This window comes from Variovorax sp. Soil_C_39, from assembly GCF_057656815.1.
On the sequence record NZ_JBDGJQ010000001.1, the window covers coordinates 580669 to 605539 of the forward strand.

At 69.5% G+C, this 24871-nt stretch carries 23 protein-coding genes; 14 read left to right on the top strand and 9 right to left on the bottom strand.

Annotated features, from left to right (window positions below):
* Nucleotides 1-68: 68 nt before the first annotated feature.
* Genes araD through AC3A6J_RS02755 form a run of 3 tightly spaced genes read right to left on the bottom strand, consistent with a single transcriptional unit; the run spans nucleotide 69 to nucleotide 3701 of the window.
* On the bottom strand, nucleotides 69-1847 hold the full coding sequence (araD, locus tag AC3A6J_RS02745; RefSeq protein WP_487858361.1) for an L-arabinonate dehydratase: 1779 nt from the start codon (nucleotides 1845-1847) through the stop codon (nucleotides 69-71).
* 16 nt (nucleotides 1848-1863) lie between these two features.
* Entirely contained in the window at nucleotides 1864-2682 is an 819-nt protein-coding gene (locus AC3A6J_RS02750) for an HpcH/HpaI aldolase family protein (RefSeq protein WP_487858628.1), read from the bottom strand.
* Between the two features lie 23 nt (nucleotides 2683-2705).
* On the bottom strand, nucleotides 2706-3701 hold the full coding sequence (locus AC3A6J_RS02755) for a Bug family tripartite tricarboxylate transporter substrate binding protein (protein WP_487858362.1): 996 nt from the start codon (nucleotides 3699-3701) through the stop codon (nucleotides 2706-2708).
* Nucleotides 3702-3822: 121 nt separating this feature from the next.
* On the opposite strand from AC3A6J_RS02755, the gene AC3A6J_RS02760 reads away from it, so the two are divergent.
* Nucleotides 3823-4563 carry a FadR/GntR family transcriptional regulator gene (locus AC3A6J_RS02760; RefSeq protein ID WP_487858363.1) on the top strand — a complete coding sequence of 247 codons (741 nt, stop codon included), beginning with the start codon at nucleotides 3823-3825 and terminating at the stop codon, nucleotides 4561-4563.
* Between the two features lie 10 nt (nucleotides 4564-4573).
* On the opposite strand, the gene AC3A6J_RS02765 is transcribed toward AC3A6J_RS02760, so the two are convergent.
* Nucleotides 4574-5479, bottom strand: a complete 906-nt coding sequence (locus AC3A6J_RS02765) for a LysR family transcriptional regulator (RefSeq protein ID WP_487858364.1) — start codon at nucleotides 5477-5479, stop codon at nucleotides 4574-4576.
* A 127-nt stretch (nucleotides 5480-5606) separates the two neighbouring features.
* Between AC3A6J_RS02765 and AC3A6J_RS02770 the strand changes: the two genes are divergently transcribed.
* The 7 genes from AC3A6J_RS02770 (at nucleotide 5607) to AC3A6J_RS02800 (ending at nucleotide 12808) form a co-directional block, all read left to right on the top strand.
* Entirely contained in the window at nucleotides 5607-7766 is a 2160-nt protein-coding gene (locus tag AC3A6J_RS02770) for a thiamine pyrophosphate-dependent enzyme (protein ID WP_487858365.1), read from the top strand.
* 11 nt (nucleotides 7767-7777) lie between these two features.
* Nucleotides 7778-9388 carry an indolepyruvate oxidoreductase subunit beta family protein gene (locus AC3A6J_RS02775; RefSeq protein WP_487858366.1) on the top strand — a complete coding sequence of 537 codons (1611 nt, stop codon included), beginning with the start codon at nucleotides 7778-7780 and terminating at the stop codon, nucleotides 9386-9388.
* A gap of 23 nt (nucleotides 9389-9411) precedes the next feature.
* The gene (locus tag AC3A6J_RS02780) at nucleotides 9412-10395 is read left to right on the top strand and encodes a Bug family tripartite tricarboxylate transporter substrate binding protein (protein ID WP_487858367.1); all 984 of its coding nucleotides are present in this window, start codon (nucleotides 9412-9414) and stop codon (nucleotides 10393-10395) included.
* Nucleotides 10395-11573, top strand: a complete 1179-nt coding sequence (locus tag AC3A6J_RS02785; protein ID WP_487858368.1) for an alpha-hydroxy acid oxidase — start codon at nucleotides 10395-10397, stop codon at nucleotides 11571-11573. Before AC3A6J_RS02780 ends, AC3A6J_RS02785 begins: the two co-directional genes overlap by 1 nt.
* Nucleotides 11570-12019: an acyl-CoA thioesterase gene (locus tag AC3A6J_RS02790; RefSeq protein WP_487858369.1), complete on the top strand. Its 450-nt coding sequence runs from the start codon at nucleotides 11570-11572 to the stop codon at nucleotides 12017-12019. Before AC3A6J_RS02785 ends, AC3A6J_RS02790 begins: the two co-directional genes overlap by 4 nt.
* Nucleotides 12020-12028: 9 nt before the next feature.
* Nucleotides 12029-12241, top strand: a complete 213-nt coding sequence (locus AC3A6J_RS02795; RefSeq protein ID WP_487858370.1) for a hypothetical protein — start codon at nucleotides 12029-12031, stop codon at nucleotides 12239-12241.
* 315 nt (nucleotides 12242-12556) lie between these two features.
* Entirely contained in the window at nucleotides 12557-12808 is a 252-nt protein-coding gene (locus tag AC3A6J_RS02800; protein ID WP_487858371.1) for a hypothetical protein, read from the top strand.
* An 84-nt stretch (nucleotides 12809-12892) separates the two neighbouring features.
* Here AC3A6J_RS02800 and AC3A6J_RS02805 read toward each other — a convergent pair whose 3' ends face one another.
* The 4 genes from AC3A6J_RS02805 to xdhC form a co-directional block, all read right to left on the bottom strand.
* Entirely contained in the window at nucleotides 12893-14335 is a 1443-nt protein-coding gene (locus AC3A6J_RS02805; RefSeq protein ID WP_487858372.1) for an NAD-dependent succinate-semialdehyde dehydrogenase, read from the bottom strand.
* 161 nt (nucleotides 14336-14496) lie between these two features.
* Entirely contained in the window at nucleotides 14497-15831 is a 1335-nt protein-coding gene (locus AC3A6J_RS02810; RefSeq protein WP_487858373.1) for a glycerate kinase type-2 family protein, read from the bottom strand.
* Nucleotides 15832-15909: 78 nt separating this feature from the next.
* On the bottom strand, nucleotides 15910-17118 hold the full coding sequence (locus AC3A6J_RS02815) for a urate hydroxylase PuuD (RefSeq protein WP_487858374.1): 1209 nt from the start codon (nucleotides 17116-17118) through the stop codon (nucleotides 15910-15912).
* A 222-nt stretch (nucleotides 17119-17340) separates the two neighbouring features.
* Complete coding sequence (gene xdhC / locus AC3A6J_RS02820; protein WP_487858375.1) at nucleotides 17341-18147, bottom strand: xanthine dehydrogenase accessory protein XdhC; 807 nt, start codon at nucleotides 18145-18147, stop codon at nucleotides 17341-17343.
* A 53-nt stretch (nucleotides 18148-18200) separates the two neighbouring features.
* Between xdhC and AC3A6J_RS02825 the strand changes: the two genes are divergently transcribed.
* Nucleotides 18201-18698 carry a hypothetical protein gene (locus tag AC3A6J_RS02825; protein WP_487858376.1) on the top strand — a complete coding sequence of 166 codons (498 nt, stop codon included), beginning with the start codon at nucleotides 18201-18203 and terminating at the stop codon, nucleotides 18696-18698.
* 113 nt (nucleotides 18699-18811) lie between these two features.
* On the opposite strand, the gene uraH is transcribed toward AC3A6J_RS02825, so the two are convergent.
* Entirely contained in the window at nucleotides 18812-19162 is a 351-nt protein-coding gene (gene uraH, locus AC3A6J_RS02830) for a hydroxyisourate hydrolase (protein WP_487858377.1), read from the bottom strand.
* Between the two features lie 86 nt (nucleotides 19163-19248).
* On the opposite strand from uraH, the gene AC3A6J_RS02835 reads away from it, so the two are divergent.
* From AC3A6J_RS02835 to AC3A6J_RS02855, 5 genes are all read left to right on the top strand, one after another.
* Nucleotides 19249-19914, top strand: coding sequence for a GntR family transcriptional regulator (locus tag AC3A6J_RS02835; protein WP_487858378.1), 666 nt, complete (start codon nucleotides 19249-19251; stop codon nucleotides 19912-19914).
* Complete coding sequence (gene puuE / locus AC3A6J_RS02840; RefSeq protein WP_487858379.1) at nucleotides 19911-20861, top strand: allantoinase PuuE; 951 nt, start codon at nucleotides 19911-19913, stop codon at nucleotides 20859-20861. Before AC3A6J_RS02835 ends, puuE begins: the two co-directional genes overlap by 4 nt.
* Nucleotides 20861-22639, top strand: coding sequence for a 2-oxo-4-hydroxy-4-carboxy-5-ureidoimidazoline decarboxylase (gene uraD / locus AC3A6J_RS02845; RefSeq protein ID WP_487858629.1), 1779 nt, complete (start codon nucleotides 20861-20863; stop codon nucleotides 22637-22639). Before puuE ends, uraD begins: the two co-directional genes overlap by 1 nt.
* A 20-nt stretch (nucleotides 22640-22659) precedes the next feature.
* Nucleotides 22660-23886, top strand: coding sequence for a M20 family metallopeptidase (locus AC3A6J_RS02850; protein ID WP_487858380.1), 1227 nt, complete (start codon nucleotides 22660-22662; stop codon nucleotides 23884-23886).
* Between the two features lie 61 nt (nucleotides 23887-23947).
* Nucleotides 23948-24832 (top strand): alpha/beta fold hydrolase, encoded by an 885-nt coding sequence (locus AC3A6J_RS02855; protein WP_487858381.1) that lies wholly within the window; start codon nucleotides 23948-23950, stop codon nucleotides 24830-24832.
* Nucleotides 24833-24871: the final 39 nt, after the last annotated feature.

Here is a 24871-nt window from a genome sequence, read left to right on the forward strand (position 1 = left end):
CCGGCTTGGCCGGGCCGCTGGGTGCGCCCCCCAGTGGGGGGGAGGCGCCGAAGGCGCTTCGGGGGGCGTCAGTAAATTTGCGGCTCTGGCGTCGCAGCGTTGCCTGCCAGGCTCGCGAAATCACAACCGAGGTGCGCCTGCGTCACCTCGTGCTGGAAGATCTTCGTGTAGCCGCGCGCATAGGCCGGCGCCGGTGGCTGCCAGGCGGCGCGGCGTGCGGCCAGTTCTTCGTCGCTCACGAGCATGTCGAGGCTGCGCGCACCGATGTCGAGCTGCACCGTGTCGCCGGTCTTCAGCAGCGCCAGCGGCCCGCCGACGGCCGATTCGGGCGACACGTGCAGCACGCAGGTGCCGTAGTGCGTGCCGCTCATGCGCGAATCGGAAATGCGCAGCATGTCGCGCACGCCCTCGCGCAGCAGCTTCTTCGGGATCGGCAGGTTGCCCCACTCGGGCATGCCGGGGCCGCCCACCGGGCCGCCGTTGCGCAGCACCAGCACGGTCGAGGCGTCGCAGTCGAGGTTCTCGTCGGCCATGGCCGCGAGCATCTCTGCATTCGAGTCGAACACCAGCGCGCGCCCGGTGTGGCGCAGCAGTTCAGGTGTGGCGGCCGAGGGCTTGATGACCGCGCCGTCGGGGCACAGGTTGCCGCGCAGCACGGCCAGTGCAATACCCGCTTCCGGGCATTCGGGCGTGCCCTGCTTGAGGGGCGTGGCCGGGTCGAGGATGGTGCCGTCGTCCTCGCCCACGCGGCCCGCGATGTCCTCGCCGAGCGTGCGGCCGGTGACGGTGCGCGCCGACAGGTCGAGGTGCGCTGCGATCTTGTTCAGCACTGCCGGCAGGCCACCCGCGTAGTGGAAGTCTTCCATCAGCTTCTCGCCCGAGGGATACAGGTTGGCGATGACCGGCACGCGCCGCGCGATCGCGTCGAGCTCGTCGATGGTGAGCGCGAGCCCCGCGCGCCCCGCCATGGCCGGCAGGTGCACCGCGGCATTGGTCGAGCCGCCGAGCGCCATGTAGGCGGCCACGGCGTTCAGGAACGAGGCCTTGGTGACGAAGCGCGAGGGCTTCCAGTCTTCCCACACCATGGAGACGATGCGCTCGCCCGTGCGCCACGCCATGCGGCTGTGCGCCGAATCGACCGCCGGAATGCTCATCGCACCCGGCAGCGAAAAGCCCATGGCCTCGGCGATGGCCGTCATGGTGCTGGCCGTGCCCATGGTGTTGCAGGTGCCGGGCGTGCGCGTCATGTGCGATTCGAGCTGGATCCACTCGGCCTCGCCCACGTTGCCGATGGTGCGCTCGGCCCAGAACTTCTTGGTGTGCGTGCCCGCGCCCACGGCCTGGCCCTTGTAGCGGTCGTTGAGCATCGGGCCGGCGGGCATGTAGATGGCCGGGATGTCCATCGACAGCGCGCCCATGATGAGCGCGGGCGTGGTCTTGTCGCAGCCGCCCATGAGCACGGCGCCGTCGATCGGCAGGCTGCGCAGCAGCTCCTCGCATTCGATCGCCAGCAGGTTGCGGTAGATCATGGTGGTGGGCTTGACCATCACCTCGCCGAGGCTCAGCGCCGGCAGTTCGAGCGGATAGCCCCCGGCCTGCAGCACGCCGCGCTTCACGGCCTCGGCGCGCTCGCGAAAATGCGCATGGCAGGGCGAGAGATCGCTCCAGGTGTTGATGATGCCGATCACGGGGCGGCCCATGAACGCCTCGCGCGCGAGGCCCTGTTGCTGCATGCGCTGACGGTGCGCGAAGCCGCGGATGTCGTCGCTCGCGAACCAACGCTGGCTGCGCAGTTCGTCGATGGTCTTGTTGTGCTTCTTCGGGGGGCGGGCGCTCTCGGTGGACATGCGGGTGGGTTTCTTTTCAGTAGGTCGCGGGGGCGGGCGGCGCGGAAGGTGCAGGCGGCGCACCACGCTGGCGGAAGCGCGCGGCCACCTCGTCGGCGGTCTTGCGCAGCAGCAGCTGGTCGTTGGCCACGGCCACGAACAGCGCGCCGAGGTCGAGCAGTTCCTGCGCGCGCGGCTCGTCGTTCATGAGGATGCCGGGCGCCTTGCCGCAAGCCAGGATGCGCGCGACGGCCTTGTCGATCGCGGCGCGCACCGTGGGATGGTTGACCTGGCCCGCCACGCCCATGCTGGCCGACAGGTCGCCGGGGCCGATGAAGACGCCGTCGATGCCGTCGACGTTGGCGATCGCTTCGAGCTGCTCGAGCGCCTCGGCGGTTTCCACCTGCACCAGCACGCAGATCTCGTTCGAGGCCTCGGCCACGTACTTGGTGTCGCGGCCGAAGCGCGAGGCGCGCACCGTGCCGCCCATGCCGCGGATGCCGTGCGGCGGATAACGCGTGGCGGCCACGGCCGCCTCGGCCTCCTCGCGCGTCTGAACGAAAGGCAGCAGCAGCGTCTGCGCGCCGATGTCGAGGTATTGCTTGATCAGCACCGGGTCGTTCCACGGCGGGCGCACCACGGCGCTGGTGGGCCGGTCGCGCTCGGCCTGCACCGCCTGCAGCTGGCGCAGCATCGTGGTCGGGTCGCCGGGCGTGTGCTCGGCGTCGAGCAGCATCCAGTCGAAGCCGGCGCCCGCGAGCAGCTCGGAGATGTACGGGTCAGGCAGCGTCGACCAGATGCCGATCTGCGGGATCTTCGCCGCGAGGGCGTGCTTGAAGGTGTTGCGTGCGGGCATGTTGATGGTGGGGAGGGAGACATTCAATCGATCTGCACCTTGCCGGCCTTGATGACTTCGCCCATCCTGGCGTAGTCGGCCTTCAGCCGGTCCGTGAAGCCCTGCGGCGTCGACGACAGCATATCGAAGCCCTGCGCCTCGAGCGGCTTGCGGAATGCCGGGTCCTTGAGGATATCGAGCATCTCCTTGTGCAGCCGCTCGACCACCGGCGCGGGCGTGCCCGCACGCACGAGCATGCCGCTCCAGGCGAGCTGCACCACGCCGGGCGCGCCGGCCTCGGCCATGGTCGGCACGTTCGGCAGCAGCTTCGAGCGCTGCGTGTCGGCCACGGCCAGCACGCGCACGCGGCCGCCCTTCTCCTGCGCCAGCACGGCCGAGAGGTTGTGGAACATCATCGGGATCTGCCCGCCCATCACGTCGTTGAGCGCGGCCGGGCCGCCCTTGTACGGCACGTGGATCAGCTGGGTGCCGGTGGCGGCTTCGAACTGCAGGCCCGTGAGGTGCATCGTGTTGCCGTTGCCCGCCGAGCCGAAGCTCAGCGCGCCGGGTTCCTTCTTCGCGGCAGCGACCACGTCGGCCACGGTCTTGTACGGGGTGCCCGCGCCCACCACCAGCACGTTGGGCGTCTGGTTGGTCAGCGTGATCGGCTGGAAGTCCTTCAGCGGATCGAAGCCGGTGGACTTGTAGAGGTGCGGGTTCACGGCCAGCGTGCTGACCGAGCCGAAGAAGACCGTGTAGCCGTCGGCCGGCTGGTTGCGCGCAACGTACGCGGCCGCGATGTTGCCGTTGGCGCCGGGCCGGTTGTCGACCACCACCGGCTGGCCCAGCCGCTGGGACAGCAGCTGAGCGAAGGGGCGCGCGAACTGGTCGGCCGCGCCGCCCGGCGGCTGCGGCACCACGAGCACGACAGGCTTTTGCGGATAGGTGGCCGCCGCGGGCTGGGCCTGCGCCAGTGCGGGAACGGCGGCCAATGCGGCCGTTGCGAAGGTGAGTGCGGCGCGTCGCAGTACGGATTTCATCGAGGTGTCTCCTGGTTCGGGTGTTCTGGCGAATATGACAGACATATAAATCAAAATGTCTTCTGGAAAACCCTTGCTTTTTCGCGCTCTTCACTCAGATAGGCTCGATGCAACAATAAATATGTCCGACTTGAAAAATCCTGAAGTAACCCCGCCCGCCTCGACCAAGCGCGGCCCGATGGCCGTGACCGAGGCGCTCGCGCGCCGCGTGATCGCGGGCGAATGGGACGACGGCTCGGCGCTCCCGACCGAGCTCGAACTGGCCGAGGCGCTCGGCGTGGCGCGCACGTCGGTGCGCGAGGCGCTGACGCGGCTCAAGGCCAAGGGGCTCGTCGCTTCGCGCCAGAAGGCCGGCACGCGCGTGCTGCCGCGCACCCAATGGAACATGCTCGACGAGGACGTGCTGCGCTGGACCTGGTCGGGCCAGGACCGCGTGCAGATGGCGCAGCACCTGATGCAGCTGCGCCGCATCGTCGAGCCCGCGGCCTGCGAGCTTGCGGCGGCCTCGGCACCCGATGCCGCGATCGCCGCCATCGAGCGCGCCTACCGCGGCATGGACGCGGCCGGCATGGATGCCGTCGCCTACGCCGGCCCCGACCTCGAATTCCACCGCGCGATCCTGAACGCCACGGGCAACCCGTTCCTCGTCGCGTTCGGCGCCACCATCGAAGCGGCGCTGCGCATCTCGTTCGAGCTCTCGACGCGCCAGCCCGGCGCGCCGCGCAAGAGCCTGCCGCTGCACCGCGCAGTGCTCGAGGCCATCTGGGCGCGCAAGCCTGCCCAGGCGCGGCGGGCGATGGAGGAGCTGCTCGGCATCACCGAATCGAACATCGAGCGCGGCGGCGCGAAACCGCCCGGCTGATCGGAGCGCCTCAGCTGCCTTCGGTGAACAGCCCCGTGATGACCTCGCGCAGCCACCGGTTCGCCGGATCGGCCTCGAAGCGCCGGCTCCAGTGCAGCGAGACCGTGAAGTCGCGCAGCGGAAAGGCCGGCTCGACGATGGCGTAGCCGCCCTCCTCCGCAAAGCCGCGCGCGATGTTGCGCGGCATCACCACGGCCAGATCGGTGGCGCGCACGATCGCCGGCAGCACCATGAAGTGCTCGGTGGTGAGCCGCACGCGCTCTTCGAGGTTGAGCAGCTGCAGGATGCGCAGCGTCTCGGCATGCGTGCGCACCGCCACGTACTCGAGCGTCTGCAGCGCCTCGATCAGCGCCTGGCTGCTGCGCCGCCCGCGCGCGAACGGATGGCCCTTGCGAAGCAGCACGATGTAGCGGTCCTTGAGCAGGTGCCTGCGCTGGGTGTCGCGCACCTTGGGCAGAAAACCGAAGGCGAAGTCGATGCGGCCGCTGTCGAGCGCGGGCGCGATCTCGCCCAGTGCAAGCGGCAGCGTCTCCAGCCGCACGCCGGGCGCCAGTTCGCCCAGGCGTGCCATCAGCGCGGGCAGGAAACGGCCTTCGCCGATGTCGCTCATGTGGATGCGAAACAACTTTCGCGAGGCCGCCGGCTCGAAGCGGTCGGGTTCGCTGAGCGCTTCCTCGAGGGTGCCGAGCGCGGCCTGCACTGCCGCCGCCAGCCGGTCGGCGCGCGGCGTCGGCGCCACGCCGCCCGGCGCCCGCGTGAAGAGCGCGTCCTTCAGCAGCAGGCGCAGGCGCCCGAGGCCGTGGCTCGCGGCCGGCTGCGTGAGGCCCAGCGCTTCGGCTGCGCGGCTCACGCTGCGCGCGCGGTACACCGCGTCGAACAGCCGCAGCAGGTTCAGGTCCATCGATTCAATATGCATGGCATGCATATTACTTAGCTGTCTCATTTTATTGAAGAGATGCCAGTGTCTTTGCACACTGGCGCCTGCCGCGCGAAGCCACCGGCGGAGATCAGAACAAGCCAGACAACCCCACGGAGTCATTCACTTGGAAGTTTCATTCAGCAAGGAAGTGCAGCTGCTGCGCCTGGGCGCCGGCGACACCTTCCACGGCGAGGGCATCCTCGCGATCACCAAGGGCCTGCTGCAGTCGGGCGTTTCCTATGTCGGCGGCTACCAGGGCGCGCCCGTGTCGCACCTGCTTGACGTGATGGTGCAGGGCAAGGACTACATGGAAGAGCTCGGCGTGCACGTCGAGGCCTGCTCCAACGAGGCCTCGGCCGCCGCGATGCTCGGCGCGTCGATCCACTATCCGCTGCGCGGCGCGGTGACGTGGAAGTCGATCGTCGGCACCAACGTGGCGGCCGATGCGCTGTCCAACCTCTCGTCGCCGGGCGTCACGGGCGGCGTGCTGGTCGTGGTGGGCGAGGACTACGGCGAAGGCGCCAGCGTGATCCAGGAGCGCACGCACGCCTATGCGCTCAAGTCGAGCATGTGCCTGCTCGACCCGCGGCCCGACCTCGGCGTGATGGTGCGGATGGTCGAAGAGGGCTTCCTTCTATCCGAGGCCTCGAACATGCCCTGCCTCATGGAGTTGCGCATCCGCACCTGCCATGTGCGCGGCAGCTTCGACTGCAAGGACAACATCGCGCCCGCCATTTCGACGCGCGCATTGATGAGCGAGCCCGCGGGCTTCGACTACATGCGCCTCGCGCACCCGCCCGTGACCTTCCGCCACGAGAAGCTCAAGGGCGACGAACGCATCCCGGCCGCGCGCCGGCAGATCGTCGAGCGCGGCCTGAACGAGCTGATGCCGGGCCGGCGCCATGCCGACCTCGGCATCGTGGTGCAGGGCGGGCTCTACAACGCGCTGGTGCGCAGCCTTCAGCAACAGGGGCTGGCCGATGCCTTCGGCGAGACCGACATCCCGATCCTGGTGCTCAACGTGACCTATCCGCTGGTGCCCGAGCAGGTGGCCGACTTCTGCGTCGGCAAGCGCGCGGTGCTGGTGGTCGAGGAAGGCCAGCCCGAGTACATCGAGCAGGACATCGCGACGCTGCTGCGCCGGCGCGACATCCAGACGCCGCTGCACGGCAAGGACATGCTGCCCGCGGCGGGCGAGTACGGCGTCGAGGTGCTGTCGGGCGGCATTGGCACCTTTGCGGCCCGGTACCTCGGCACCAGCGACGTCGCTTCGTCGGCCGAGGCCTGGCTGGCCGGCAACCGCGAGCGCCGCGAGGCCGTGGCGCGCCAGCTCGAGGTGGCGCTGCCCGCGCGGCCGCCGAGCTTCTGCGTGGGCTGCCCCGAGCGGCCGGTATTCTCGGCCCTCAAGCTCGCGCAGCAGGAGACGGGGCCGGTGCACATCGCGGCCGACATCGGCTGCCATGCGTTCGGCACCTTCGAGCCGTTCTCGATGGGGCATTCGATCCTCGGCTACGGCATGAGCCTCGCGAGCCGCGCCGGCGTGGCGCCGATGATGAACCGGCGCACGCTGTCGATCATGGGCGACGGCGGCTTCTGGCACAACGGCCTGCTCACGGGCGTGCAGAGCGCGCTGTTCAACGGCGACGACGCGGTGCTCGTCATCTTCAAGAACGGCTACACCTCGGCCACCGGCACGCAGGACATCATCTCCACGCCCGACGACGAGATGAAGGAACGCGCGGTCGACAAGCAGCAGAGCCTGGTCGACAAGAACCAGACCATCGAGTCCACGCTCAAGGGCCTGGGCGTGCAGTGGCTTCGCACCGTCACCACCTACGACGTGGAGCGCATGCGCAAGACGCTGACCGATGCGCTCACGAGCGACTTCAACGGCCTGAAGGTGGTGATCGCCGAGGGCGAGTGCCAGCTCGAGCGCCAGCGGCGCATCAAGCCCTGGATCGCGAGCTTGCTCAAGAAAGGCGAGCGGGTGGTGCGCGTGAAGTACGGCGTGGACGAGGATGTGTGCAACGGCGACCACGCCTGCATCCGCCTGTCGGGCTGCCCGACGCTCACGCTGAAGGACAACCCCGATCCGCTCAAGGTCGACCCGGTGGCCACGGTGATCGACGGCTGCGTGGGCTGCGGCCTGTGCGGCGAAAACGCCCATGCGGCCACGCTGTGCCCGAGCTTCTACCGCGCCGAGGTGGTGCAGAACCCGAAGTGGCACGAGCGGCTGCTGCACGGCGTGCGCGGTGCCTTGGTGCGCGCGCTGCAACCGGCCTGAAGGACATGACGATGAACAACGCACAACCCATCACCCTGCTCGTCTGCGCCCTCGGCGGCGAAGGCGGCGGCGTGCTGACCGAATGGCTGGTCGAGACCGCGCGCCACGCGGGCTACGCGGCGCAGAGCACCTCGATTCCCGGCGTCGCGCAGCGCACCGGTGCCACCACCTACTACATCGAGGTCTTTCCCGTGCCGCTCGCGCAGCTCGGCGGGCGGCGCCCGGTGTTCAGCCTGAGCCCGGTGCCGGGCGCGCTCGATGCGATCGTCTCCTCGGAGCTGCTCGAGACCGCGCGCCAGATCGGCAACGGCATGAGCGCGCCGCTGCGCACGCTGGTCATCAGCTCGTCGGCGCGCATCCTCACCACGGCCGAGCGCATGGTGCCCGGCGACGGCCGCGCCGACGCCGAGCGCCTGTTCGACGTGGTCAAGGCCTTCAGCCGCGAGCACCATGTGTTCGACATGAACGCCATCGCGCGCGAAGCCGGCACCGTGGTCAGCGCGGTGATGCTCGGCGCCGTCGCGGGCAGCGGACTGTTCCCGTTTCCGCGCGAGGCCTACGAGCACGTGGTGCGCGGGGGCAGCGCACCCGAGAAGCTCGGCAGGATGGCCGCCGCCAGCCTGCGCGGATTCGCTGCCGCCTTCGGCGCCGTGCATGCGCCGCGTGCGCAGGCTGCGTTCGTGAGCAGCGTGCTCGCCGCCGAGGGCAGCGAGGCGCCACCGCCGGCACGCGCGCTGCCGGCCGACCTCGCGCAGCGCTTTCCGCCCGCGGTGCACGACATGCTCGCGCTCGGCCATGCGCGCGTGTGCGACTACCAGGACGCCGCCTACGCAGCGCTCTACGCCGACCGGCTCGCGAAGCTGCTCGATGCCGAACGCGCGGCCGATCCGTCGGGCGCGCAGGGCTTCGCGATCACGCGCGAGGTCGCGCGCTGGCTCGCGCTGTGGATGGCCTTCGACGACATCGTTCGGGTCGCGGCGCTCAAGGGCCGCGCGAGCCGCGCCGAGCGCGTGCGCGCCGAGGTGCGTGCGGGCAGCGACGACATCCTGAAGGTCTACGACCACTTCAAGCCCGGCTCGGCCGAGTTCGCGGCGCTGCTGCCGCCCGCGCTCGCGCGCCGCGTGGCGGCGTGGGACCGGAAGCGGCAGGCGCGAGGGCGCGAACCGTGGTCGATGCCGCTCAAGGTCGGCAGCCACTCGGTGCTCGGCATGGCGTCGCTGCGCCTCTTGTCCTCGCTCAAGTGGCTGCGCCGCCGCGGCAGCCGCTTCGCCGAGGAGCAGGCGCTGATCGAGCGCTGGCTCGCGGCCGTGGAACGCGGCACGCGCGAGGGCTGGACGCTCGGGCGCGAGCTGGCACTGTGCGGCCGGCTCATCAAGGGCTACGGCAGCACCAACGAACGCGGCAAGCACAACCTGCTGCACGTGATCGACGAACTCGCGGGCCGCCCGGGCCTGCCCGCTGCGGCCCGCGCCGAGGCCATTGCCGCGGCCCGTGAAGCGGCGCTCGCGGACGAGGGCGGCAAGGCGCTCGACGCGGCGCTGGTGCGCCATGGCGCGGCGCCGCGGCCGGTGCAGGCGCAGCCCATCCGCTGGATGAAGCGCCCGCCGACGCTCAAGGTTTGATTCCAAAAAAAAGGAGACACACGATGTTCATCAACCCCACTCCCCTGCTGCGGCGCCTTGGCCTGCCGTGGCTCGCCGCCGCCGCGCTGTTGGCGCCGGCCCATGCCGCCGACTGGCCGGCCAAGCCGATCAAGGTGATCGTCAACTTCCCGGCCGGCGGTGCGGCGGACCAGATCGCGCGGGCCGTCTCGCAGCCGCTGCAGGAGCTGTTGAAGCAGCCCGTGGTGATCGAGAACCGCGCGGGCGCCAACGGCAACCTCGGCGGCGAGGTCGTCGCGCGCGCCCCGGCCGATGGCTACACGCTGCTCATGAGCTCGGGCGGCATGGTGTCGGTGAACCCGCACATCTACCAGCGCATGAGCTTCGACCCGGCGAAGGACCTGACGCCGGTGGCCGCGGCCGCGCGCGTGCTGGTGTTCCTGGTCGCGCGGCCCTCGTTGCCGCCGACGGACGTGGCGCAGTTCATCGCGCACCTGAAAGCCAACCCCGGCAAGCTGTCGTACGGGTCGCCCGGCAACGGCAGCTCGCCGCACCTCGCGGGCGAGATGTTCAAGAGCCAGGCGGGCGTGTTCGCGCTGCACGTGCCCTACCGCGGCGCCGCACCGGCGCTGCAGGACCTGCTGGCCGGGCAGATCGACTATGTCTTCGACCCCGGCATCGCGCTCGGGCAGGTGCGCGCGGGCAAGCTCCGGCTGCTCGCCGTGGGCAGCCCCAAGCGCTCGGCGCTCTTCCCGCAGGTGCCCACGCTCGACGAGGCCGGCCTGCGCGGCTTCGACGCCGACACCGTGTTCGGTTTCTACGCGCCGGCCGGCACGCCGCCCGAGGTGGTGGCGCTGCTCAACACGCAGATCAACCGCACGCTGGCGATGCCGGCCGTGCAGGAGCGCATCGCGGCGCTCGGCGGCGAGGCGCTGCCCGGTTCGCCGGCCGCGTTCCAGCAACGCGCCGCGGCCGATTCCGAGCGCTTCGGCGCAGTGATCCGCGAGCGGAAGATCGTCTCCGACTGATGTCGCTGCTCAATGTGGACGACCACCGGCGCCGCGCGCGCCGGGTACTGCCGCGCCTGGTGTTCGACTATGTCGACGGCGGCGCGGAAGACGAACGCTGCATGCAGCGCAACCTCGACGCGCTCGCGGCGCTGCCGCTGGTGCCCGAATGCCTGCGCGACACCCGCGCGATGGACATCGGCATCGAACTCTTCGAGCGCCGATGGCAGGCGCCCTTCGCGGTTGCGCCGATCGGCCTTGCGGGGCTGGTGCGCCCGCGCGCGGATGCGCTGATGGCGCGCGCCGCGCAGGCCGCGGGCGTGCCCTTCATCCTCTCGACCGCGTCGAACACCCGCATCGAGGACGTGCGCGCGGCCGCACCCGACGCCATGCTCTGGATGCAGCTCTACGTGATGGGCGAGCGCGCGATCGCCGAGCGCGTGGTGCGGCGTGCCCGCGCGGCCGGTTTCGAGGCACTGGTGCTCACCGTCGACGTGCCGGTGGGCGGGCTGCGCGAGCGCGACCTGCGCCACGGCTTCCGCGTGCCGATGCGCCTGACGCCGCGCACGCTCGCCGACATGGCGCTGCACCCCGCGTGGCTGCTGCGGCAGGCGCGCGGCGGCACGCCGCAGTTCGTCAACCTGCTGCCCGACGGCGACACGCCGGTCGACGCCCAGGCCCAGGCCGCGCTGCTCTCGCGCACGATGGACCGCGGCCTCACCTGGGAAAGCCTCGGCTGGCTGCGCAGCCTCTGGGACGGGCCGCTGCTGGTCAAGGGCCTGCTGGGTGTCGCGGATGCGCGGCGGGCGCTGCAACACGGCGCGGACGGCATCGTGGTGTCGAACCACGGCGGGCGCCAGCTCGATGCGGCCCCGGCCAGCATCGGCGCGCTGCCCGCCATCCTCGACGCCGTGGGCGGACGCATCCCGGTGCTGGTGGACGGCGGCATCCGGCGCGGCAGCGACGTGGTGAAGGCGCTCGCGCTCGGTGCGCGCGCGGCGCTGGTGGGCCGGGCGCCGCTGTTCGGCCTTGCGAGCGGCGGCGAAGACGGTGCGCGCGCCGTGCTGCAGCTGCTCGCGGCCGAAACCGAGCGGACGATGACCCTCGTGGGCACCGCCTGCGTGGCCGAACTCGGCCTGCGGCACGTCGACAAGCCCGAGCCAGCGCCCCGTTTGCTCCCAACGAAAATGACCGCATGACAACAAGCAGCAACGCACCCTCCATCGTCTACACCGTGCGCGTCGAATTCGGCGACTGCGACCCCGCCGGCATCGTCTGGTTTCCCAACTTCTTCCGCTGGATCGATGCGGCGTCGCGCCATTTCTTTGCCGAATGCGGCGTGCCGCGCTGGGAAGACACCGCCAAGACGCTCGGCGTGATCGGCACGCCGCTGGTCGACACGCACACGCGCTTCGTCAAGGCCGCGAGCTACGGCGACACGCTGCAGGTGGCGGTGCGCGTGACCGAATGGCGCGAGAAGAGCTTCGTGCAGGCCTACCGCGTGACGCGCGGCGACGACCTGATCCTCGAGTGCGAGGAAGTGCGCATCTTTGCGGCGAAGCGCGAGGGTGGCGGCATTCGCGCGGTGCCGATCCCGCCGCAGATCCGGGCGCTGTGCGAGGCGCCCGGCACCCCGGCTGCTTAGAATGGCCGGATGACCTGGCGCATTCTTCTCCTTCCGCTCGCATTGCTCGCCGCCGCCGGTTGCGCGGCCCCCAACGAAGTGGTGCCGCTTGGCGACGGCGCCTTGCGCGCCATGACGTATGTGCAGGCCGACGACTACTGCCGCGCGCGAAACGCCACGCCGAAATGGCTCGGCAGGGCGCAGGCCGAGCAGGGCGTGCGGTTCGAGTGCACGCGCGACTGACCTTCGTTCATGTCCGGTCTTCGGGTTGACGCACCCATGATGCAATGCAACAATTGTGAAATCTTCACTTCGGAGCCTCGTGCGTGGACAGTGCCAGTTGGATCAGTGACAAGACGCGTGCCTCGGCAGGCGTGACACACCCGGCTCTCTAGCGCAGGCTTCTCCCGCGCTGCAGCCTGTGTGCCCGCAGCGCGCCCCTTGCCTTTCACGGCAAGCGGCTCCCCTCCCGATTTCCGCCCGTTCTCGTCGCTGACGTTTCAAGTCAGCTTGCGTGGTCATGCCACGAGGTTTCCCTCTTCGCGAAGGAGCCTTGTCATGCGTCAGTTTTACCGTCGTCCGTTGCAGCAGCAACAAGAGCAGCAGCAGCAACAACAAGCCGTGCAGCAGGTGCGGCCGCACGTGCAGGCGGCAGAGCTGCGTGCGCCAGGTCGTGCCGCGCCCCCTCCCGGCAGCGAGGCGCCCTCTGCGGGCGGCGCGCTGGACCAGGCCGCCGCGCTGTGGACCACGCGGCGCATCCGCAGCTACCTGCGCCTGGTCGATGCTTCGCCTGGGCCTTCCGAGCGCTGAGTGCCAGATGCCATAAAAAAAGCGGCACCGCGTTACAGCGGTGCCGCTTTTTTTTCAGCGCGGCACGGATGCCGCGCCGGCGTCTCAGACGCCGAGGATCGACACCGCCTTGGTGTTGAGATAGGCCTCGAGTGCCTCGGGGCCGCCTTCCGAGCCATAGCCCGAATCCTTCACGCCGCCGAACGGCATTTCCGGCGACGGGGTGGCCGGCTGGTTGATCCAGAGCATGCCGAGCTCGAGCTTCTGGCTCAGCAGGTGCGCGTTCTTGATCGACTTGGTGAAGGCGTAGCCGGCCAGGCCGAACGGCAGGCGGTTGGCTTCGGCGATGGCTTCGTCGAGCGTGTCGAAGCCGCGGATCGCCGCGATCGGGCCGAAGGGTTCGTTATTGAACACGTCGGCATCGAGCGGCACGTCGGTCAGCACCGTGGGCGCGAAGAAGTTGCCCGAGTCGCCGACGCGTTCGCCGCCGGTCGCCACGGTGGCGCCCTTCTTGCGCGCGTCTTCGAGCACGTGGGCCATGGCCGTGAGCCGGCGGGCATTGGCGAGCGGGCCGAGCGTGGTGCCCTCGGCGAGGCCGTCGCCGAGCTTCAGGCCCTCGGCATGCTTGACCATGGCCTTGGCGAATTCCTCGCGCACGCTGTTGTGCACCAGGAAGCGCGTAGGCGAGATGCAGACCTGGCCCGCGTTGCGGAACTTGGCGGCACCGGCGGCCTTGACGGCCAGGGCCACGTCGGCGTCCTCGGCCACGATCACGGGGGCATGGCCGCCCAGCTCCATCGTCACGCGCTTCATGTGCGAGCCCGCCAGCGCGGCGAGCTGCTTGCCGACCGGGGTGGAGCCGGTGAAGGTGACCTTGCGGATGATCGGGTGCGCGATCAGGTAGTTCGAGATCTCGGCCGGGTTGCCGAACACCAGGCCCACGGTGCCGGGCGGAATGCCGGCGTCGACGAAGGCGCGCAGCAGTTCGGCGGGCGAGGCCGGGGTTTCCTCGGGTGCCTTCACGAGGAACGAGCAGCCGGTGGCCAGCGCGGCGCCGAGCTTGCGCACCACCTGGTTGATCGGGAAGTTCCACGGCGTGAACGCGGCGACCGGGCCCAGCGGCTCCTTGATCACGAGCTGCTGCGCGGCCAGGTTGCGCGAGGGCACGATGCGGCCGTAGACGCGGCGGCCTTCGTCGGCGAACCATTCGATGATGTCGGCCGCGGCCAGGGTCTCGCCCTTGGCTTCGGCGAGCGGCTTGCCCTGCTCCTGCGTCAACAGCTTGGCGATGTCGCCGGCGCGCTCGCGAATCAGGCCGGCGGCGCGGCGCATGACGGCGGCGCGCTCGTGGGCCGGCGTGCTGCGCCAGGCTTCGAAGCCGCGCTGTGCAGCAGCCAGTGCGCGGTCGAGGTCGGCGATGCTGGCATGCGCCACCTTGCCGATGGCCTTGCCGGTGGCAGGGTTCACGACGTCCAGCGTCTTGCCGCCGGTGGCATCGACCCATTCGTTGTCGATCAGCAGGCGGGTGTCGGTGTAGGTGGAGGTCATGACGAGCTATTCCTTCGGGACGGGATGATTGAAAACGGGGGATGAATCTGGATACGCGATGCGGCACCATCGTGGTGCGCCAGCGGCGGCGGTGGCAATGCACCGCCAGGGCGTAGATTAACCCGAGTTCGCCGACCTCGCCGGCCGCGCGGTCGCACTGCTTAAAGAATGAGCAGCGCCCGGAAGTCGTTCACGTTGGTGTTCGTCGGCCCGGTGACGAACAGGTCGCCGATGGCGTCGAAGAAGCCGTAGGCGTCGTTGCGGTCGAGGTGGTCCGACAGCTTGCGGCCGGCCGCCGCTGCGCGCGCCAGCGTGTCGGGCGTGACGAAGGCGCCGGCGTTGTCCTCCACGCCGTCGATGCCGTCGGTGTCGGCCGCCAGCGCCCAGACCTGTTGCTGGCCCATGAGCGCGCCGGCCAGTCCCATGCAGAGCTCGCCCGCGCGCCCGCCGCGGCCCTTGGCCTGGCCCGGCTGGCGCGCACGCACCGTGACCGTGGTCTCGCCGCCCGAGAGCAGCACGCAAGGCCGGGCGAACGGCTGGCCGCGGTGTGCCACGGCACGCGCCAGCGCGGCATGCACCTTGCCGACCTCGCGCGATTCGCCCTCGATCTCGTCGCTGAGGATGTGGGCCTCGATGCCGGCCGCGCGCGCCGCCGCGGCGGCGGCTTCGAGCGACTGTTGCGGCGTGGCGATCATGTGGACCTCGTGGCCCGCGAACACCGTGTCGCCCGGCTTCGGCGTTTCGAGTTCGCCGCTTTCGAGCTGCGCGCGCACGGGCGGCGGCACCTCGATGCGGTAGCGGTCGAGGATCGCCAGCGCCTCGGCGCAGGTGGTGGCGTCGGGCACGGTGGGGCCGCTCGCGATCACGGCCGGATCGTCGCCGGGCACGTCGCTGATCGTGAGCGTGACCACCCGCGCCGGCGCGCAGGCCGCGGCCAGCCGGCCGCCCTTGATGCGCGACAGGTGCTTGCGCACGCAGTTCATCTCGCCGATGTGCGCGCCGCTGTCGAGCAGCTGCTTGTTGATGCGCTGCTTGTCCTCGAGCGTGAGGCCCTCGGCCGGCAGCACCAGCAGCGACGAACCGCCGCCCGAGATCAGGCACAGCACCAGGTCGTCGGCCGTGAGCCCTTCGGCGAGCGCGAGGATGCGCGCTGCGGCCTGCTGCCCGGCCGCATCGGGCACGGGATGCGCGGCCTCGACGATCTCGATGCGCTCGGGCACGCCTTCGGGGCGCGGCGGGATGTGACCATAGCGCGTGACGACCAGGCCCGCGAGCGGCGCATCGGCCGGCCACAGCGCCTCGAGCGCCTGCACCATCGAGGCGCCGGCCTTGCCCGCGCCGAGCACCAGCGTTCGGCCCTTGGGCGGCTTCGGCAGGTGCGCGCCGAGCGTTGACAGCGGCAGCGCGCGGTCGACTGCCACGCGATAAAGATGTTCAAGAAAGGCGCGCGGTTCTTGGCGCGGATCGGGGGCGGCAGGCAGGGTCGATGCGGTCATGCTTGGCTTGTGTCTCCTGCCTGCGATTGTGCGGCGAACCACGAACCGGACTCTTGACCGCGGTCGCCGTTTTTCTGCTTACTTGGTTTTTGCGCCGGCCTGGAACCAGCGGCCGATCAGCGCGCGCTCCTCGTCGGTCATGCCCGTGGCGTTGTTCATCGGCATGATCTTCGTGACCGTCACCTGCTGGTAGATCGCCTGCGCATGCGCGGCCACCTGGTCGGGCGTGTCGACGCGCACGTTCTTCATCTGCACGCCGGCGCCGTGGCACATGTAGCAGCGCTGCTCGAGCACCTTCTGCACGTCCTGGAACGCCACGGCCGGTGCGGCGGCCGCGCCCGCGGCAGGGGCCGCCGCGGGCTTGGGCTTCATCCACACGATCGTGAGGCCGAGCACCACGATGCCGATCAGCGCATAGGGCAGCGGGTTGCGCGCATTGCCGAGCTTGAAGCGGTGGCGCACCACGAAGAACTGCCGGATCGCCGCGCCGCCCAGCATGATGAGCAGCAGCACGATCCAGTTGTGCTCGTGCGTGTAGGTGAAGCTGTAGTGGTTGCTCAGCATCGCGAACAGCACCGGCAGCGTGAAGTAGGTGTTGTGCACGCTGCGCTGCTTGCCGCGCTGGCCGTGCACCGGGTCGACCGGGCGGCCTTCGCGCAGTGCCTGCACGTTCTTGCGCTGGCCCGGGATGATCCAGAAGAACACGTTGCCGCTCATCGTGGTGGCCATCATCGCGCCCACCAGCAGGAAGGCCGCGCGGCCCGCGAACCACTGGCAGGCGAGCCAGGTCGCGAACACGATGAAAAGCGCGATCAGCACGCCCACGATGGTGTCGCCATTCTTGCGGCGGCCGAAGACCTGGCAGATGCCGTCGTAGACCATCCAGAACACGACGAAGAAGGCCAGCGCCACGCCGATGGCCGCGCCGGGCTGCCAGTCCATCTTCGACTTGTCGATCAGGTAGGTGCTGGCGTTCCAGAGGTACGACATGGTGAAGAGCGCGAAGCCCGTGATCCACGTGCTGTAGCTCTCCCAGTACGACCAGTGCAGGTGGTCCGGCAGCTTCTTGGGCGCCAGCGCGTACTTCTGCATGTTGTAGAAGCCGCCGCCGTGCACGGCCCATTGTTCGCCGCCCACGCCCTTGTCGAGCGATTCGGCGTCCTGCGGCTTCTCGAGGCTGTTGTCCAGCATCACGAAGTAGAACGACGCGCCGATCCACGCGATGGCCGTGATGACGTGGACCCAACGCAGCAGCAGGTTGGCCCAGTCGAGGTAGTAGCTTTCCATGGGGTGCTCTCTCAGCCCGTTCGGCGCGGGGGCACGCCGGGCACGGGTTTCTTCTTCAGCCTGCTCACCACTGCGGGCGCTGTAAGCAGAGAAAGTGCCGCGAACGCAGGCTCCGGATGGGCCTCGCTCCGCTGCGGCGGGGACTTGTGGACCGAAAGTGTATACAGTTTTGACGGATGGCGGGTCGATTTTTTGAGGGCCCCGCTGCCGGGAAAACCCTGTTCATCCGAGCGATTGCAACAACTGTGCCGCCACCGCCACCGCGATCACCTCGGGCTCCTTGCCGGTGATGCCGGGCACGCCGATCGGGCAGGTGATGCGCGCGAGTTCGTCGGGCCCGAAGCCGCGCGCCTCGAGCCGGTGGCGAAACGTGGCCCATTTCGTCTTGCTGCCGATCAGCCCGACATAGGGCAGGTCGCCGCGTTCGCGCAGGCGCTTGAGGCAGGCGATCACGATGTCGAGGTCCTCGGCATGGCTGAAGCTCATGATCAGCACGCGGCTGTCCGGGGCGAGCCCGGCCACCGCATCCTGCACCGGGTCGGAATGCTCGGTCTCGACCTGCGCGGGCAGCGCCTCGGGAAACACGCCGTCGCGGCTGTCGATCCAGCGCACCCGGAACGGCAGGCCTGCGAGCAGCCGCGCGAGCGCGGCGCCCACGTGGCCGCCGCCGAACAGCGCCACCGGATGCATCTGCGCCACGAGTTCGCGCTGCAGGGCCGGCGCATCGGCCGCCGTGATGCGGCGGTACGACAGGAACATCACGCCGCCGCAGCACTGTCCCAGGCTCGGGCCGAGCGGATAGCGCCGGATGCCATCGATCGAGGGCCCGCCGGCCAGCATGTCGCGCGCGGCCTGGATCGCCTGGAACTCGAGCTGCCCGCCGCCGATGGTGCCCGCGATCGCGTCGGCCCAGACCGCCATCCAGGTGCCGGCCTCGCGCGGCGCCGAGCCTTGCGTCGATTCGACCCGCACGAGCACCGCGTCCTCGCGCTCAAGACGGGCCAGCAGGGGATCGAGCGTACCGCTCATGGCAAATACCTTCGGTTGCGGGGCACCGCGGGAGTCACGGTATAACCCCGGCGATGAATCTTCAGCTTACGCCGCGCCGCCTTGCCCTGCTCGCCTCGTCCCTTTGCGCCCTCTGGCTGGCCGGATGCGGCACCACCGGATCGGTGCCTGGCCAGTTGAGCAGCGCCACCGCCGAGCGCAGCGCTGGCGGCCCCGCGCCACGCGCATCGGGCGCATCGAGCGCGCGCGACTACCGCCGCGACGCCGCGCGCCACATCTACGAGATCAACAGTTCGCGCGTCTACGGCGGCCAGTTGCCGCCGCTGCTGTATGCGGTCGGCACGCTGCAGGTGAATCTCGATGCCGGCGGCAAGGTGGTTTCGATGCACTGGCTGCGCGCGCCGAAGCATGCACCCGAGGTCATCGCCGAGATCGAGCGCGCCGTGCTCCAGGCCGCGCCCTTCCCGGCCGCCACGCGACTGGGCGCGGTGACCTGGACCGACACCTGGCTGTGGGACAAGAGCGGGCGCTTCCAACTCGACACGCTGACCGAAGGCCAGCTCGCGCAGTAGCTCCCTCCCCCCTCGGGGCAGGGTCGGGGTGGGGGCACGCGGCGCATCCATCGAGCGCGGGGGCTGCCCCCATCCCAGCCTTCCCCCAGCGGGGGAAGGAGAAAGACAAGCACTCACGAGCCGCGGTAGGTGGAATAGCTCCACGGGCTCACGAGCAGCGGCACGTGGTAGTGCTGGTCGGCATGCGCCACGCCGAAGTCCAGCGACACCTTGTTGAGGAAGTTCGGCTCGGGCAGCTGCACGCCGCGCGCCTTGAAATACCCCGCCACGTCGAACACCAGCCGGTAGGTACCGGCCCGGAGCGACTGGTTGTCGTAGAGCGGACCGTCGCTGCGACCGTCCGAATTCAGCGTGAAGCGCTTCACCAGCGTGGCGGTGTCGCCGTCGGTGGTGTACAGCGCCACATCCATCCCGGCCGCGGGGCCGCCGTGCATCGTGTCCAGTACGTGGGTGCTCAGGCCCATGAGGGGCTCCTTCGAAAGAAAGGCTGCGGGAAATTCCGGTGGACAAAAGTGTATACAGTTAATGTCTTTGGGTCTATCATGAAAACATGGAGTCCTCCACCACCCGCTCGATCGTCAACGCGCTGACCAAGGCGATCGTCGAGCACCGGCTGCAGCCCGGCACCAAGCTGGCCGAGCAGAAGCTGGCCGACCATTTCGGCGTGTCGCGCACGCTGGTGCGCCAGGCGCTGTTCCAGCTGTCGCAGAACAAGCTGATCCGCCTCGAGCCCGCGCGCGGCGCCTTCGTGGCCGCGCCCGCGGTCGACGAGGCGCGGCAGGTCTTCAAGGTGCGGCGCATGCTCGAGGCCGAGATGACGCGCGAGTTCGTGCGCACCGTCACGCCGGCCAAGATCAAGGCGCTCAAGGAACACGTGGCGCTCGAGAAATCGGCCGTCTCGGGCGAGGACGTCTCGGGCCGCAACGAGCTGCTCGGCGACTTCCACGTGCGCATGGCCGAGCTCATGGGCAACCAGGTGCTGGCGCAGATCCTCGGCGAGCTGATCTCGCGCTGCGCGCTCATCACGCTGATGTACCAGAGCACCAGCGCGGCCGCCCATTCGAACGACGAGCATGCCGACATCGTGAAGGCGCTGGCCGCGCGCGACGAGGAGCGCGCGGTGCGCCTCATGACCGAGCACCTGGAGCACGTCGAGGCCAACCTCACCTTCGACCGCAAGGTTCCCACCAACGACATTTCCCTCGCCCTCACATGACCGTCTACGACACCACCCTGCCCTATCCGCGCGACCTCGTCGGCTATGGCCGCAACCCGCCGCACGCCCAATGGCCGGGCCAGGCGCGCGTCGCGGTGCAGTTCGTCCTCAACTACGAGGAAGGCGGCGAGAACGCCACGCTGCACGGCGATGCGGGCTCCGAGCAGTTCCTCTCCGAGATGTTCAATCCGGCGAGCTTTCCGGACCGCCACATCAGCATGGAAGGCATCTACGAGTACGGCTCGCGCGTGGGCGTGTGGCGCATCCTGCGCGAGTTCGAGAAGCGCGGCCTGCCGCTCACGGTGTTCGGCGTGGGCATGGCGCTCGAGCGTTTCCCCGAGCTGACCGCGGCCTTCAAGGAACTGGGCCACGAGATCGCCTGCCACGGCTGGCGCTGGATCCACTACCAGAACATCGACGAGGCCACCGAGCGCGAGCACATGCGCCTGGGCATGGCAGCGATCGAGAAGCTCACGGGCGAGCGTGCCCTGGGTTGGTACACCGGCCGCGACAGCCCGCGCACGCGCCGCCTGGTGGCCGACTACGGCGGCTTCGAGTACGACAGCGACTACTACGGCGACGACCTGCCGTTCTGGATGAAGGTGCAGAAGACCGACGGCAGCGTGGTGCCGCAACTCATCGTGCCCTACACGCTCGACTGCAACGACATGCGCTTCGCGCTGCCGCAGGGCTATTCGCATGCCGACCCGTTCTTCCAATACCTGAAGGACAGCTTCGACGCGCTCTATGCCGAAGGCGACGAGGCGCCGAAGATGATGAGCATCGGCATGCACTGCCGCCTGCTCGGCCGGCCGGGCCGCATCGTGGCGCTGCAGCGTTTTCTCGACCACATCGCGCAGCACGACCGCGTCTGGGTCTGCCGCCGCATCGACATCGCGCGCCACTGGAAAGAGGCGCACCCCTTCGAATCCGGAGCCGCATCATGATGAGCCTCACCATCGACCAACTCAACGCGGCCACGGCCGACGAAGCCGTCGCGCTGCTGGACGGCACCTACGAGCATTCGCCGTGGATCGCGCGCAAGGCGCTGGCGGCACGACCGTTCCGTTCGCTCGCGCACCTGAAGCATGCGCTCGCGCAGGCAGTGAACGGTGCCACGCGCGACGAGAAGCTGGGCCTCGTGCGCGCCCACCCCGAGCTGGCCGGAAAGGCGATGGTGAGCAAGACGCTCACCACTGAATCGACGAACGAACAAGGCAAGGCCGGGCTCACCGATTGCACGCCCGAAGAGTTCGCGAACATCCAGCGACTCAATGCCGACTACAACACCAAGTTCGGCTTTCCGTTCATCCTGGCGGTGCGCGGCCCGCGTGGCACCGGCCTCGGCAAGCGCGAGATCATCGAGACCTTCGAACGCCGGCTGCACAACCATCCGGGCTTCGAACTCGCCGAGGCGCTGCGCAACATTCACCGCATCGCCGAGATCCGGCTCAACGACAAGTTCGCAACCGAGCCCCAGATCGGCAACATGGTGTGGGACTGGCACGAAGCGCTCGCGGTGCACAGCGATCCGGGCTATGCCGAGAAGGGCCAGCTCACCGTCACCTACCTGACCGACGCGCACCGCGCCTGCGCCGCGCAGATCGCGCGCGAGATGCGCGACTGCGGCTTCGACTCGGTCGAGATCGACGCGGTCGGCAACGTGGTCGGCCGCTACGAAGGCGCCACCCCGGGCGCCAAGGCGCTCCTGACCGGCTCGCACTACGACACGGTGCGCAACGGCGGCAAGTACGACGGCCGGCTCGGCATCTTCGTGCCGATGGCCTGCGTGCGCGAGCTCAAGCGCCAGAACCGCCGCCTGCCGTTCGCTTTCGAAGTGGTGGGCTTCGCCGAAGAGGAAGGCCAGCGCTACAAGGCCACCTTCCTCGGCTCGGGCGCGCTCATCGGCCACTTCGATGCGGCCTGGCTCGACCAGAAGGACGCCGACGGCATCACGATGCGCGAGGCGCGCCTGCATGCGGGCTTGCGCGAGGAAGACATCCCGAAGATCCGGCGCGATGCCTCGAAGTACCTCGGCTTCGTCGAGGTGCACATCGAGCAGGGACCGGTGCTCAACGAGCTCGACATCCCGCTGGGCATCGTCACCTCGATCAACGGTGGCGTGCGCTACGTCGGCGAGGTGATCGGCACCGCCAGCCACGCCGGCACCACGCCGATGGACCGGCGCCACGATGCCGCGGCCGCGGTGGCCGAGCTGATCCTGCGCGCCGAGGAGCGCGCCGCGAAGGATGGCGACTCGGTCGCCACCGTCGGCATGCTCGAGGTGCCCGGTGGCTCGATCAACGTGGTGCCCGGGCGCTGCAGGTTCAGCCTCGACATCCGCGCGCCCAACGACCCGCAGCGCGACGCCGTGGTGCGCGACGTGCTCGACGCGCTGCAGCAGGTGGCCGAACGCCGCGGCGTGCGCTACACGCTCGAGGAGGCGATGCGTGCCGCCGCCGCCCCGAGCGCGCCCGAATGGCAGCGGCGCTGGGAAGAGGCCGTGGCTGCGCTCGGCGTGCCGCTCTACCGCATGCCCAGCGGCGCCGGACACGATGCGATGAAGCTGCACGAGGTGATGCCGCAGGCCATGCTGTTCGTGCGCGGCATCAATTCGGGCATCAGCCACAACCCGCTCGAATCGAGCACCAACGACGACATCGAACTCGCGGTGCGGGCGTTCCAGAACCTGCTGGACAACCTCGCCGCCGAACAGCCTCACTGATTCACCGAAGAAGAACCGACATGACCGACTACGCCAAGCTCGACGCCTGGATCGACGCCCACTTCGACGAGGAAGTGAAGTTCCTGCAGCAACTGGTGCAGGTACCGACCGACACGCCACCCGGCAACAATGCGCCGCATGCCGAGCGCACCGCCGAGCTGCTCGAAGGCTTCGGCCTCGCAGCCGAGAAGCATGCCGTGCCGGCGCAGGAAGTGAAGGACTACGGCCTCGAATCGATCACCAATCTGATCGTGCGCCGGCGCTACGGCGACGGTGGCCGCACCGTGGCGCTCAATGCGCACGGCGACGTGGTGCCGCCCGGCGAAGGCTGGACGCACGACCCGTACGGCGGCGAGATCGAAGGCGGCGCGCTCTACGGCCGTGCCGCTGCGGTCAGCAAGAGCGACTTCGCAAGCTTCACCTTCGCGCTGCGCGCGCTCGAGGCGGTGGCAAAGCCATCGAAGGGCGGCGTCGAGCTGCACTTCACCTACGACGAGGAATTCGGCGGCATCCTCGGCCCGGGCTGGCTGCTCAAGAACGGCCTCACCAAGCCCGACCTGATGATCGCGGCCGGCTTCAGCTACGAAGTGGTCACGGCCCACAACGGCTGCCTGCAGATGGAAGTGACGGTGCACGGCAAGATGGCCCATGCGGCCATTCCGGCCACCGGCGTCGACGCGCTGCAGGGCGCCGTGAAGATCCTCAACGCGCTCTACGCGCAGAACGCGCTCTACCGCCAGGTCACGTCGAAGGTCGAGGGCATCACGCACCCGTACCTCAATGTCGGGCGCATCGAAGGCGGCACCAACACCAACGTCGTGCCCGGCAAGGTGGTCTTCAAGCTCGACCGCCGCATGATCCCCGAAGAGAACCCGGTCGAGGTCGAGGCCGCGATCCGCAAGGTCATCGCCGATGCCGCGGCCGAGAGCGAAGGCATCACGGTCGAGATCAAGCGCCTGCTGCTCGCCAATTCGATGAAGCCGCTCGCGGGCAACAAGCCGCTGGTCGACGCGATCCAGAAGCACGGCGGCGAACTGTTCGGTGAGCCGGTCAGGGCCATGGGCACGCCGCTCTACACCGACGTGCGCCTCTACGGCGAGGCCGGCATCCCGGGCGTGATCTACGGCGCCGGTCCGCGCACGGTGCTCGAATCGCACGCCAAGCGCAGCGACGAGCGCGTGGTGCTCGAGGACCTGCGCCGCGCCACCAAGGTGATCGCGCGGACGCTCGCCGACCTTCTGGCCTGACCGACGCGGCGCGTCAAACACCGCCTACAACCGCGCCCGCACCGGCATGCAGCATGGCTGCATGACCGAACACGCCGACACGCATCCGGTCGCACACCGCTTCACCGAGGTGAACGGCATGCGGATCTTCTACCGCGAGGCTGGCCCGCGCGACGCGCCGGTGCTGCTGCTGCCGCACGGCTACCCGTGCTCGTCGTTTCAGTTCCGCCGCCTCATGCCGGCGCTGGCCGACCGCCGGCGACTGGTGGCGCCCGACTTTCCCGGCTTCGGGCTCAGCGACACGCCCGACGCCCGCAGCTTCGGCTACGACTTCGATGCGTATGCGGCCTTCCTCGACGCCTTCCGTGACCGGCTCGGCATCGACCACCATGCGATTTGGCTGCACGACTACGGCTCCCAGATCGGCCTGCGCCTTGCGATCCGCGACCCCGCGCGCATCAGGGGGCTGCTCATCCAGAACGGCGACATCTACGAAGACACGCTCGGCCCCAAGTACGAGGCCATCCAGGCGTTCTGGCGCGACCCCTCGCCCGAGCACCGCGCGGTGCTCGAGGAGGCCGTGAGCGAGGAAGGTTTCCGCGCCGAGTTCGTCGGCGAGGTGCCCGAGGCGCAGGCGGCGCAGATCCCGCCCGACCTGTGGAAGCTGCACTGGCCGCTGATGGACACGCCCGAGCGCCGCGAGCTCGCGCGCCGGCTCATGGAAGGCCTGAAAGAAAACCTCGAATGGTTCCCGCGCTACCAGGCCTACCTGCGCGATCACCAGCCGCCGACGCTGATCGTCTGGGGGCCGAACGACGGCTACATGCCCGAGGCCTCGGGGCGCGCCTACCTGCGCGACCTGCCGAAGGCCGAACTCGTGATGACCGACGGCGGGCATTGGCTGCTCGAGACGCATCTCCAACAGGTGGCGCCGGTGGTGCGGCGCTTTCTCTCGGCGCTCGGCTAGGGCCTGTTCACCCTATTTACGGGGTCGCGAAGTCATGCC